We start from the raw sequence: 12,169 nt of genomic DNA, 5'->3' as shown, positions 1-12,169 counted from the left end.
CGTGGCCCATGTGCTCGACACCGCCAGCGATGACCAGGTCGTGCGTGCCGGAGCCGACGAGGGCGGCACCCATCTCGACCGCGGTCTGTGCGGAGCCGCAGCGGCGGTCGAGGACGACGGCCGGTACCTCGGGTGGGTACCCGGCCTGCAGCCATGCGTTGCGCCCGATGTTGCGGGACTGTTCACCGAAGGGTGCGGTGCAACCGACGACGAGGTCCTCCACCGCTGCCGGCGCCAGGCCGCTGCGGCGGATCAGATCCGTGTAGACCGCGCCGAGCATCTCGTTCGGATGTGTATCCCGGAACCACCCGCGTTCGGGGTGGGATCGGCCCATCGGGGTGCGAGCCGCTTCGGCGATGATCACCTCGCGCGCGGAGCGCCGGAAGGGGTTGGTCGTTTCGGTCATCAGATCACCGTTCCACCGTCGACGGGCAGCACCTGGCCCGTGATGTACGAGGCGCCGCCGGAGGCGAAGAATACGAAGCTGGCCGAGATCTCGTTCGGCTCGGCCCAGCGCCTCAGAGCGACACGCTCGAGGGTCTTGGCCGCGAGCTTGTCGTTGCTGCGGATGTTCTCGGTCATCGGCGTGGCTGCAAGGGGCGCAATGGCATTGACGGTGACCTGCTTGCGGGCGAGCTCGCGGGCCAGTGACTTGGTCAGACCGATGATGCCCGCCTTGGCTGCCCCGTAGTTGGCCTGGCCGATGGTGCCTTGCAGGCCGGCGGCGGAGGTGACGTTGATGATGCGCCCGGTGCCGTCCTCCGGCAGGTAGGGCAGGACGGCCTTGCTGCACACGTAGCTGCCGACGAGGTGGATGTCGACGATGCGGCGGAAGTCGTCTTCCTCGAGATTCGGGAACATTGCGGGTGCGATGGCCCCGGCGTTGTTGACGAGGATGTGGACGGTGCCGCCACCGAGTGCGGCGGCCTGTTCTGCCGCCGCGGCGGCCTGGGCGGCGTCGCGGACGTCGAGTACGGCGGCCTTGGCGGTACCGCCGGCGGCGGTGATCTCCGCGGCCACGGCGGCGGCTGCGTCCTCGTTGACATCGGTGACGAGGACCGCAGCGCCGGCGGCGGCGTACGCGTGCGCCACGGAGGCACCGATGCCGCTGCCCGCGCCGGTCACGAGGGCGGATCTTCCGGTGAGTTCGAACATCAGTAGCTCCTGGGAAGGCCGAGCACGTGCTCGCCGAGGTAGTTGAGAACCATTTCCTGGCTCAGCGGTGCGATGCGGGTCAGGCGCGCCTCGCGGAAGTAGCGCGCGACGTGGTATTCCTCCGAGTAGCCCATGCCGCCGTGGGTCTGCAGTGCGCGGTCGGCGGCCTGGAATCCGGCGTCGGCGCACAGATACTTGGCCATGTTGGCCTCGCGGGCACAGGGGCGGCCGTTGTCGTAGAGCCAGGTCGCCTTGCGCAGGACGAGTTCGGCGGCGTCGAGGTGGGCGAGGGAGTCCGCGAGGGGGAACTGGATGCCCTGGTTCATGCCGATCGGGCGGCCGATGCCGAGCGCCTCGGAGGCGACGAGCATCCGTTCCGGGTTGAGTCCGTCGAGGATGTACTTGAAGCCTTTGCCCTCTTCGCCGACCCGATCCTCGACGGGGATCTCGAGTCCGTCGATGAACAGCTCGTTGGAGGTGACGGCGTTGCGGCCCATCTTCTTGATGGGCCGGATCTCGACCTTCGAGCGGTCCAGGTCGGTGAGGAAGAGCGTGAGGCCGTCGGTTTTCTTCTGCGCGTCCTCGAATTTGGTGGTGCGGGTGAGCAGGAGGATCTTCTCCGACTCCATTGCCTTCGAGATCCACACCTTGCGTCCGTTGACGATGTACTTGTCGCCATCACGTCGCGCGAAGGTGGTGATCTTGGTGGTGTCCAGGCCCGCGCCGGGTTCGGTGACCCCGAAGCACACGTGCAGGTCGCCGTTGACGATGCGCGGCAGGGTGCGCTGCTTGAGTTCTTCGGAGCCGTGCACGATCACCGGGTGCATGCCGAAGATCGACAGGTGCATCGAGCTCGCGCCGTTCATGCCGGCGCCCGAGGCGGCGACCTCCTGCAGCAGGATCGAGGCCTCGGTGATGCCCAGCCCGTGTCCGCCGTACTCCTCGGGGGTGGTGATGCCCAGCCAGCCGCCCTTGGCGAACGCGTCGTAGAACTCGGTGGGGAATTCGTGCGCGGCATCCTTTTCCACCCAATACTGCTCGTCGAACTTGCCGGCGAGTTCTCGTACCGCATCTCGGATCGTTGCCTGATCCTCGGTCAGATCGAAGTCCACAACACAATCCCGTCGTCGTCGCTAACGTTTGGACTTAAGTTACTAAAGGACAGACCAATTAGTCAATGGTGGTCATCCAGCCGCCGGCAGAAGAGGCAACTCCCGGGCAATACGCTCGTTCCACACCTCCGGGCTGCCGAACAGCTTCTCGTCGAGCTTGGCGCGCTTGTAGAACAGCTGCAGGTCGTGCTCCCACGTGTAGCCGATCGCACCGTGCATCACGAGTGCGCTGTCGGCGGCCTGGACCGCACTGCGGGTCACCTGCGCCTTCGCGATCGCCGCATGCGTTGCACACTCCTCGAGACCCAGATCCACCGAGGCCGCGGCATAGTAGGAGATGGAACGAGCCGCCTCGACGGACACGAGAATCGTTGCGGCAGCGTGCTTCACCGCCTGGAAGGAACCGATCGGCACACCGAACTGGTGGCGCGTTCGGCTGTAGTCGACCGCCAACTGCAGCATCCGCTCCATCGCGCCGAGCGCGTCTGCGGAGGCGAGCACGGCCGCGCGCAATCCCGCGTCGGCCAGCGCGGCCGGCGCGTCGATGTCGAGGCGTTGCGCGACGACGTTCTCGAGCTGTACGTCCGCTGCGCCCCGGGACGGATCGAGGAAGCGCCGCGGTGTGACCGTGAGGCCCGGGTCGCCAGCCCGGACGAGATAGAGGGCCACGCCGCCGCTGCCCTCGGCGGGGACGACGAACCGGGCGGCGCGTTCGGCGCCGAGGACGGCAGGCACGCGTCCGGTCAGCACCCCTCGCTCGTCGACGCGCACGGCGTCGCGCAGTCCGAGTGGACGGCCGGAATCGACTGCCAGAGCCGCGAATTCACCACCGGTGAGTACCGCCTCGGCGACATCGGGCGGCAACAGAGGGGCCGCGAGCACCGACGCGGTCCACGCGCTGGCCGGTGCGGCATACCGTCCCAGCGCCTCGGCGGTCAGCGCGAGTTCGAGCAGACCGCCGCCCTGGCCGCCCACCTCTTCCGGCAGGCCGGCCGAAAACCATCCCTCGTCCACGAACCTGCGCTCGAACTCGGCGGGGTCGCCCGATTCACCCCACTTCCGGACGTTCGCGGGTGCCGCGAACCGCTCGAGCCAGCCGCCGAGGGCTTCGGTGAACATTTCTTGCTCTTCTGACAGCTCCCAACGCATGGAACTGGTCCTCTCGATGAGTCGGGGAATAGCCTGCAAGATGAATGCAGCGAGAATTCGATGGTATATTAGGTCTGACCGTTAGACCAGAGAGGGTGGGGGAGACATGACACCAGCACCGAGCACGACCCGCAACGGGCGTTCTTCCATCCAACTGACTCCGATGGAGGTCCCCAAGGCCTCGGACGTCCTCGCCAACGAGCTGCGCGAACGCATCCTCAGCGGGGAATACGCCGAAGGCACCCCCCTGCCCCCGGAACGCGAACTCGTCGTCCAGACGAAGATGAGCCGAACCACGGTCCGCGAGGCCCTGCGCATCCTCGAGGTACAGGGTCTGGTACGAATCAAAGCGGGACGCGCCGGCGGCGCCTTCGTCCAGCGACCCGGCGAGCAGTCGATGGCCGACACCGTGGCCCTGCTCATCCGAGGACGCCAGATCCGCCTGAGCGCACTGCTCGAAACGCGCGAGGCGATCGAACCGTTCTGCGCACAACTGGCCGCCCGCCATCGGACCGACGAAGATCTCGCCCGGCTCGACGCCGCCAACGATGCCATCGCGGCCGCCGGCGACAAGCTCGACGCATTCCTCCAGGCCAACGTCGACTGGCACATCGCCGTCGCCAGCGCGAGCCACAACGAGCTGATGTCCGGGCTGATGATCTCGCTCTCCCGCGCCATCTACGCGGCCACCGAGAACGAAGGCTTCATCGACCAGAAGGTCCGCGATATCACCGTCCGGGCACACCGGTCGGTCACGAAGGCCATCCGCGACAAGGACGCCGACGCAGCACACCGGCGGATGGGCCGACACGTCCACTCGTACGCCGAATCCATCCGGGAGTTCGAAGAGCGCACCGACATTCCACTGGACCAGGAGCCCTGAGCGACGCGCATATCCGGGCTCGCGGAAGCCCCTCGCCGAACAGACACGATGGCCGCCCATACCGTTTCGGTACGGGCGGCCATCGCATTACCTACCCCCGTCCGGCACCTTGCTCGGCACCGGTCACCACGGCGCGGATCTCCTCCACCGCCTCGGGGTTCTCGGCACCGGACAGGTCACCGGGATCGGTGCCCAACGCTGCCGCCCGCACCGCGCGGCGCAAGATCTTCGCCGACCGCGTCTTCGGCAGACGCGACACTCGATGAACCGCGCTGGGAGCGAACGGCTTACCCAACTCGGCGGCCACACTGGACACCAGCTCCCCCGAGATGTCCACCCCGTCCGCATCCGCGCGGGGCACCCAGAACGCCCAGACCGTTTCCCCCTTCTTCGGGTCCGGAACACCGACCGCAGCGGCCTCCGACACTGCCGGGTGCGCGGTCAGAACCGCCTCGACCTCCGCGGGGGCCAGGCGCTTGCCGGCCACGTTCATGACGTCGTCGGACCGGCCCCGGATGTACCACTGGCCGTCGCTGTCGACCAGCGCATAGTCTCCGTGCCGCCACATACCGGGGAACGTCGACCAGTACGCGTCGAGGTACCGCTCCTCGTCCTTCCACACCCCACGGGTCATCGACGGCCACGGCTGCCGGCACACCAACTCACCCTGTTCCCCGCGCAGCGACCGTCCCGCGTCGTCGACGACGTCCACATCCATACCCAGCGACGGACCACCCAGCGAGCAACTCCGGATCGGTTGCACCGGATACGGTGCGAGGAACGATCCGCCCACCTCGGTACCGCCGGAGAAATTGATGATCGGGACACGGCCGCCGAACACCTCACGCGCGAGCCACTCGTACGAGTCCGGATCCCACGGCTCCCCGGTCGAGCCGATCGTGTGCACCGAGGACAAGTCGTACCGCGCGGCAGCATCACTGGCCTGCCCACGCAGCGTCCGGATGAGGGTCGGAGAAACTCCCAGCATCGTCACCCGATGCCGTTCGGTCAACTGCCACAACCGGTCCCGGTCCGGAACGTCCGGCGAGCCCTCGTACAGCAGCAGCGTCCCACCGTTGGCATGCGTGCCGACGATCGACAACGGACCCATGATCCAGCCCATATCGGTGATCCAGCAGAACACCCCGCCCGGTTTCAGATCGAACGAGTACGCCACCTCGCTCGCCGTCTTCACCAGGAACCCGGCGTGGGTATGGACCGCACCCTTGGGCTTGCCCGTCGTACCGGACGTGTAGGCCAGCGCGAACGGCTCGGAGGCATCCATCCCCTCGATCGGGACTGTGCCACCGCTCGCGAGCAACCCGGCCCACGAAATCTCGTGTTCACCCGATCCCGTTCCGGTACCGAGGTTGTCTACCACGACCACCGACTGCACCGTGGGGCAGGTCTTCAGAGCCTCGTCGAGGGCCGGCTTCATCGCGATCGACTTGCCTCGGCGTACGGTACCGTCCGCGACGACCACCACTTTCGCATCGGCGTCCTGAATGCGGGACGCGATCGCGCTGGGAGCAAACCCCGAGAAGAGCGGCACGAGAACCGCACCGAGCCGGGCGACTGCGTACACCGACACGACCGCCTCGGGAATCATCGGCAGGAACAAGGCGACAGCATCGCCCCGGCCCACTCCCAACTCTCGCAGTCCGGCGGCCGCACCTTCCACCTCCGCGTCCAACTCGCGATACGTCGACGTGCGGACAGTTCCGTCCTCCGCCTCGTGCACGACGGCGAGCCGATCGGCTGCCCCCGGATCGGCAACCCAGCGCTGCAGGCACGCATCGACGACGTTCGTCCGTCCGCCGACGAACCAGTCGGGGTGCTCGATGCCGCGGGAGGTATCGAGCACCTCGCGGTACGGCACCTGGAACGGCAGCCCGAGATCACGGACCACCGCATCCCAGTACCACCGCACGTCGGTGACGGACCGGGTACGCAACTCGTCGAGACCGCCGAGACCGTGCGCGCGAGCGAGCCGCGTTACGTTGGCGTTGTCGACATAGTCGGCAGTGGGGATCCACGTGTAGTCGGACATTGTCAGCTCCTCGGCATCTCGAGCATGCGCTCGGCGACGATGTTGCGCTGGATGAAGGTGGAACCACCCGCGATGGCAGTGCCGCGCGCCTGATACGCCAGCCGGAGCCAACGTGACGTACGCTGCTGCTCGTCGTCGAGCGCGAACTGGCCGCCGGCGGGCTCGAGGGACAGCCGGAAGTCCGCCAATTCTTCGACGAGCGGGCAGAAGTACAGCTTGCCGATCGACGTCACCGGGCCCGGTGGTCCGTCGTTCGCCGCCAACGTGATCACACGCTGGCCGATGAGATAGTGCACGAGCGCACGGCCGTAGAGGTCCGCGACCTTCTGCCGGATCACCGGATCGGCACCGAGCGGGCGCCCCGACTCGTCGGTCATCCCGGCGATGTCGCCGACGATATCGTCGACGGCCCGTTTGGTGTTGACCCGACCCGTGGCGATCGCCACTCGCTCGTAGGCGAGCGTGCCCATGGCCACCTTCCACCCGCCGTCGACATCGCCGACGACGAGATCGTCGGGGATGAACACGTCGTCGAGGAAGACCTCATTGAATTCGGCCTCACCGAGCATGTGGGCGAGCGGGCGAACCGTGATTCCCTCGCTGTCCATGGGAACCAGGAAGAAGGTGATGCCTTTGTGGCGTGGTCCCCCGCCCGTGCGCGCGAGCAGGATGGCATGCGCTGCGATGTGCGCTCGGCTGGTCCAGATCTTCTGTCCGTTGATCTTCCATCCGCCGTCGACCTTCGTGGCCTTGGTGCGCAGTGACGCGAGGTCGGACCCGGCTTCCGGTTCGGAGAACAACTGGCACCAGATTTCTTCTCCGGTGAGGATCGGGCGGAGGAACCGCTCCTTCTGAGCCGGTGTGCCGAAGTCGATGATGGTGGGACCGGCGAAATCCTCACCGATCGTGTTGAGTCGCTCCGGCGCCCCCACACGATCCATCTCCTCGGTGAAGATGGCTTTGCGGATCGGGTCGGCGGCCTGCCCTCCGTATTCCTTCGGCCAGGACATGCCTCCGTAGCCGGCGTCGAAGAGCAACCGTTGCCATTGCTGCCAGAACGGGACCTTGTCGACCAGATCGACCGGCTCGGGCCAGGGCAGCGTTGCGACAGCAGCCTCGGCCCATTCTCGGACTTCTGCGCGGAACCGGGCTTCGTCCGGGGAATCAGCGAGTTCCATGGAACCCCTCCTCACATATTTAGGCCGAATGATACTATAGGTCAGTCCAAAAAGGAGGCCCGATGACAGAACCGCTCAGCGTCGGAGAGCTGGACCGAGTCGACTACGACATCGAACGCGGCAAGATCCGCGAGTTCGTCCGCGCGACGTTCACCACCGATCCCGCCCACTCGGACCGGGATGCCGCCCAGGCAGCCGGATTTGCCGATGTGCCCGCGACCCTCACCCACACGGTCGTCGCCGGCCATCAGCGCGACCAGCGCAAGTTCGTCGACACACTCGGCCTGGCACTCGAACGAGTGGTTGTGGGCTCGGTGAAGTGGACATATCTGCGACCCCTGATTGCCGGCGACCACGTCGTCGGCACGCGGCGCATCGTCGACGACGTGCAGCGCGAAGGCAAGCGCGGCGGATCGATGCGCATCGTGACGCTGGAGACCGAATACGTCGACACCGACGGCGATCCGGTGGTGCGACTGGAGGAAGTGCTGATCGAGCGAGGAGAACAACGATGAGAGCACCCGTGAAGGCCCACATCGGCACAGTCGCCGACACGCGCGTGATTGGCCCGATCACCCAGACGGACATCGTGCGATTCGCCGGTGCCGGAGGCGATTTCAATCCTCTGCACCACGATCCGGAGTTCGTTGCAACCTCCGGGTTCCCGGGCGTCATCGCGATGGGTCAGATGCAGGCCGGGATCCTGGCCGGTTGGCTCTCCGACACATTCGGCGTCGAGCACGTCCGTTCCTTCGGCGTCCGCTTCGTCGCCCCGGTGTTCCTGGGCGACACCCTGACCGTCGGTGGGACGATCACGGCGATCACCGACACCGACGGGGAGACACGGGCCGATCTCGATCTCGTCGTCTCCGGAGCAAAGGGACCGGTTGTCACCGGTTCGGCAACGGTCGTCGTCACCGGGGCCTGACAGCCCGCCGATCGGGTTCCGAAGTCCCGTATTCGGGGACCGCCACTCACACTTCAGATTCCGACGACATTCTTTGCATCTGCACAACCGAGCGGCCCCTCGACACATGGACGAGGGGCCGCTCATTCGTGGTCAGCGCGTGCTCTGTTCCAGGGAACCGGCAGCCAACTCTGCCGCGATACGCTTGCGGAGGATGTGTTTCTGGATCTTCCCGGTGGCGGTCATGGGCAACTCGGCGACCACCTCGACGCGTTCAGGGGTCTTCTGAATCGCAACTCCCCGATCGAGCAAGTAGTTGCGGAGATGGTCCAGCGTGGGAGGGTTCTGCTCCTCCTTCGGCACCACGTAGCAGCACACCTTCTCCCCGAGCCGCTCGTCCGGCATTCCCACCACGGCTAGAGCGAGGATGTCGGGGTGCTCGGCCAGCTTGTCCTCAACCTCGCGCACACTGATGTTCATGCCGCCGCGGATCACGATGTCCTTGGTCCGGCCGGTGACCCGGACGAACCCGTCGGCATCCATGACTCCGAGATCTCCGGATCTCGAAAATCCTTCGGGGGTAAAGAGTTCCGCTGTATCGTCGGGCCGGTTCAGGTACTCGATCATGTGCGAGGGCCCGCGATAGGCGATGTCGCCCTCGCTCCCCCGCGCCACCTCGAGGCCGTCCTCGCCGACAACCTTGACCTCTGCCCCCGGCAGCGCGGCGCCGTCGGAGGTGATCGCCCGGCTCGGGTCGTCCTCGATGGTGCAGGTCGTCGTGGTGAGATTCTCACTTCTCCCGTACAGCGACAGGACGGTGGTGGCGGGCAGGTCGGACTTCGCCTTCTCCACCACGGCCGCCGGGATCGGGGAGCCGGCGCACACCCAGACCCGGAGAGAGGAGAGATCGGCGTCCGGATCCTGTTCGGCCGCAGCCAACAACGTCTGCAGGAACGTGGTGGCCGTGACCGCGGCCGTACATCCGAACTTCTCGATCTCGGCCAGCCCGCGTTTCGGGTCCCACTCCGCCATGATGTGGGTCGCCGCGCCGCTGAGCAGGGGGACGAGCACACTGGTGACGAGTCCGGTGGTATGGGTGATCGGGGACGGTCCGAATTGGACATCCGCCTCGGTGTGCCCGAAGGCCGTCTTCAGTGCACGTGCGCCCGAAGCGTAGGTATTGAAGGTGTGCAGGCAACCCTTGGGACGCGACGTGGTTCCGGACGTGTACACGATGACGAACGGGTCGTCGGGGTGGGCGCGGAAGTCGAGTTCGGTGTCGATGACATCCGGGTCCGCGTCCACGACCAGATTCTCGAGAACCTCGATGCCCCTCCCGGCCAACGTCTTACGGCTGTCGTCCGAAGCACGCACCGCGATGATCGTCTCGAGCGTCTGCGACGACCGCCGGATATCGTCGAACATCGACAGATAGTCGAAGCCCTTGAACTGTGCCGGCGCGATCGCCATCCGGATCGAGGCGTCGGCGACAACGTGTGACACCTCGTCCGTCCGATAGATCGGCATGATCGGCACCGTCACCACACCGATCCGAGCGAGGGCAGCTGCGACGACGACGAATTCCGCCCAGTTCGGCAGCTGAACGGCGACCCGGTCGCCGGCACGGAGCCCTGTTCGGTGCAGGCCGAGCGCCAGCCGCTGCGACCGGTCGTAGAGCTGCGCGAACGTCAGCTCCTGCGTGCCGTCGGTGACGAAGATCTTGTCGGGACTGCTCTCGGCGCGCGCCCGCAGAAGGTCGGTGAAGTTCTCGTCGGCCCATTGGCCACTGGCATAGAACTCCTCTACCTGCTGGGGGGTGTATCGGCCGAGATTCCGTTCGCGCGTCATGGAGGATTCCGTCCTTCTTGCTCTGCCACACGTTTACATAAAGATTAGAATGGTTAGACCGAAGTAGCAACCACTTTCGACGACATCTTCGAACACTCACCACACCCGCCGGACGAGCGGCAAACCAAGGGGCCCAGAGGATTTCGCCGTCGGCGACACACCAACTCCCCGGATTCCGCCACCCCGGGCCAACCGGCAGGAAATCTTCATCGCATCTTCCACACAGGCGACCGCTTCTCCCGAAAGGCCGTGACACCCTCGACGAGATCCTCCGTGGTGAACGCAAGAGCCAGTTGAGATTGCAGCGTCGCAAGCGCGTCCGGCAGCGACATGTCACGGGTGCTGTCGATGGCATCCTTACCCAGACGCATCAGCAGCGGTGACTTCTGTGCCAGTCGGCGTGCCCACGCCCGCACCTCCGCATCGAAGTCACCGTCCGGGAACACGCGATTCACCAGCCCCAGTTCGTGCGCTTCCGCGGCAGTGAGTTTCTCTCCGTACATCATCAGCTCATTCGCCTTGAGCCGGCCGACGTTCCGGTAGATGAGCGCGGAGATCATGAACGGGAACACGCCGACATTGATCTCCGGGCACCCGAAGTGGGCCGACTCCTTGGCCAGCACGAAGTCGCAGGCGAGCGCGAGCCCGAACGCGCCCGCGAGCACGTCGCCACCGGCCGCGCAGATCACCGGCTTCCCGAGACCGCCGATGAGCCGGTACAACCGCGGGAAGCGGTCCAGGCCGGCATATTTGATGATCGTCGGGGTGTCGCTCGCAAACGCCTTCAGGTCCCCGCCCGCCGAGAAGATCTTCTCGTGCGACGAGGCCAGCACGACAACCCGAACGTCGCCGTCGTCCCGCGCGCGCTCGAGCGCGGCCAGAAGCTCGTCCAAGAGGTCGTCGGATAGGGCGTTGCGAGTTTCCGGACGGTCGAGAGTGAGGACCGCGACGTGCTCGTCGACGTCGTAACGCACAGAGGGGGCCATACCGGCGATCCTTTCAATTTTGGTCTTACCATTCGACCCTAGCGCCACAGAGGGAGGCGTGCAAGAGCCGATGAAACGATTCCCGAAAGTGGGTGACGAAATTGGACTGACCATATACATTGGAGTCGGCCGCAAGACGACGACAAAAGCCCAGGTGGCGCCGCTCTACACTGTGTGTGGGGCCACAAGGAAGCGGGCCGGTGCCGTCACCGTCCATGTGGCTGCCGTGGCACGAGGAGTAATGAGTGGTCAATTCGACGAGTTCGTTCGAGCTTGCCGACCAGGCGGTTGCGGAGTTGCAGGAACTACTCGGAAACGAGCCGGGCCTGATTCGCCCGGTGAGTGGCGAGCTCGATCCGGCAGCGATCCGCGCATGCGCACTCCGCAAGCTTCGGGAGGGCACCGACTCCCCCGAACAGGCAGTCCGGCTCGCCGAACTCGTGATGCGCCTCGACGCCGACCGGCAGAACGACATCTCGCGCCGCCTGCGCATGCACACCGAGCAGTTCGAGAAGCTCCAACGCGTCGTACGCAGCATCGATGCCGGATCCGACCGGATCGCGCAGACCGTGACGCAGGAACTGTGCACGAACCTCGGGTACGCCAAAGCCATGTTCTCCGTCGTCCGCGGTTCCACGTGGTCACCCATCGCGCTCGCCGTACACCCCGAGCTGACCGGGGACTTCCGCCCTCTCCTCGAGGCGATCGACGGTCGGGAGATCTCGCTGCGGGAAGCACCACGCGAAGCCGAACTGGTCCGTCGCCGCCGTCCGTATGCAGTGGATGCGGCCGACACCTACCGGCACACGTACCGTCCCCTGATCGACCTGTCGCGTCCGGCGGGGTACATCGCCGTTCCCGTCGTCGTCGACTTCCATGCAGTGGCGATGATCCACGTCGA

10 protein-coding genes and 2 pseudogenes are annotated in these 12,169 nt (G+C 66.1%); 4 read left to right on the top strand and 8 right to left on the bottom strand.

Translation table 11 applies throughout. From position 1 onward, the window contains the following. The 4 genes and pseudogenes from I0Q12_RS31905 to I0Q12_RS04065 all read right to left on the bottom strand — a co-directional run. Positions 1 to 334: pseudogene (locus I0Q12_RS31905) on the bottom strand (steroid 3-ketoacyl-CoA thiolase); the annotation flags it as partial. A gap of 71 nt (positions 335 to 405) precedes the next feature. Then, positions 406 to 1,155 carry an SDR family NAD(P)-dependent oxidoreductase gene (locus tag I0Q12_RS04075; protein WP_197250709.1) on the bottom strand — a complete coding sequence of 250 codons (750 nt, stop codon included), beginning with the start codon at positions 1,153 to 1,155 and terminating at the stop codon, positions 406 to 408. Then, positions 1,155 to 2,267 carry an acyl-CoA dehydrogenase family protein gene (locus I0Q12_RS04070; protein WP_197250708.1) on the bottom strand — a complete coding sequence of 371 codons (1,113 nt, stop codon included), beginning with the start codon at positions 2,265 to 2,267 and terminating at the stop codon, positions 1,155 to 1,157. Before I0Q12_RS04070 ends, I0Q12_RS04075 begins: the two co-directional genes overlap by 1 nt. A gap of 72 nt (positions 2,268 to 2,339) precedes the next feature. Continuing rightward, positions 2,340 to 3,416, bottom strand: a complete 1,077-nt coding sequence (locus tag I0Q12_RS04065) for an acyl-CoA dehydrogenase family protein (RefSeq protein WP_197250707.1) — start codon at positions 3,414 to 3,416, stop codon at positions 2,340 to 2,342. A gap of 163 nt (positions 3,417 to 3,579) precedes the next feature. Here I0Q12_RS04065 and I0Q12_RS04060 point away from each other — a divergent pair, with 163 nt between their 5' ends. Next, on the top strand, positions 3,580 to 4,299 hold the full coding sequence (locus tag I0Q12_RS04060; RefSeq protein WP_197250754.1) for a FadR/GntR family transcriptional regulator: 720 nt from the start codon (positions 3,580 to 3,582) through the stop codon (positions 4,297 to 4,299). 91 nt (positions 4,300 to 4,390) lie between these two features. Here the strand turns inward: I0Q12_RS04060 and I0Q12_RS04055 are convergent, their stop codons facing one another. Beyond that, positions 4,391 to 6,349, bottom strand: a complete 1,959-nt coding sequence (locus tag I0Q12_RS04055; protein ID WP_197250706.1) for an AMP-binding protein — start codon at positions 6,347 to 6,349, stop codon at positions 4,391 to 4,393. A gap of 2 nt (positions 6,350 to 6,351) precedes the next feature. After that, positions 6,352 to 7,527 carry an acyl-CoA dehydrogenase family protein gene (locus I0Q12_RS04050; RefSeq protein WP_197250705.1) on the bottom strand — a complete coding sequence of 392 codons (1,176 nt, stop codon included), beginning with the start codon at positions 7,525 to 7,527 and terminating at the stop codon, positions 6,352 to 6,354. Between the two features lie 62 nt (positions 7,528 to 7,589). Between I0Q12_RS04050 and I0Q12_RS04045 the strand changes: the two genes are divergently transcribed. After that, positions 7,590 to 8,042 carry a MaoC family dehydratase N-terminal domain-containing protein gene (locus I0Q12_RS04045; RefSeq protein WP_197250704.1) on the top strand — a complete coding sequence of 151 codons (453 nt, stop codon included), beginning with the start codon at positions 7,590 to 7,592 and terminating at the stop codon, positions 8,040 to 8,042. Continuing rightward, positions 8,039 to 8,455 carry a MaoC/PaaZ C-terminal domain-containing protein gene (locus I0Q12_RS04040; RefSeq protein ID WP_197250703.1) on the top strand — a complete coding sequence of 139 codons (417 nt, stop codon included), beginning with the start codon at positions 8,039 to 8,041 and terminating at the stop codon, positions 8,453 to 8,455. Before I0Q12_RS04045 ends, I0Q12_RS04040 begins: the two co-directional genes overlap by 4 nt. A 132-nt stretch (positions 8,456 to 8,587) precedes the next feature. Here I0Q12_RS04040 and I0Q12_RS04035 read toward each other — a convergent pair whose 3' ends face one another. Both I0Q12_RS04035 and I0Q12_RS04030 read right to left on the bottom strand, forming a co-directional pair. Beyond that, positions 8,588 to 10,282: an AMP-binding protein gene (locus I0Q12_RS04035; protein ID WP_197250702.1), complete on the bottom strand. Its 1,695-nt coding sequence runs from the start codon at positions 10,280 to 10,282 to the stop codon at positions 8,588 to 8,590. 206 nt (positions 10,283 to 10,488) lie between these two features. Beyond that, complete coding sequence (locus I0Q12_RS04030; protein ID WP_197250701.1) at positions 10,489 to 11,268, bottom strand: enoyl-CoA hydratase/isomerase family protein; 780 nt, start codon at positions 11,266 to 11,268, stop codon at positions 10,489 to 10,491. Between the two features lie 245 nt (positions 11,269 to 11,513). Between I0Q12_RS04030 and I0Q12_RS31900 the strand changes: the two are divergent. Beyond that, positions 11,514 to 12,169: pseudogene (locus tag I0Q12_RS31900) on the top strand (LuxR family transcriptional regulator); the annotation flags it as partial.

This window comes from Rhodococcus sp. CX (assembly GCF_015865005.1).
Classification (GTDB): Bacteria; Actinomycetota; Actinomycetes; order Mycobacteriales; family Mycobacteriaceae; genus Rhodococcus.
Note: the sequence above shows the minus strand (reverse complement) of the source record. Positions and strands in the feature narration are given on the sequence as shown.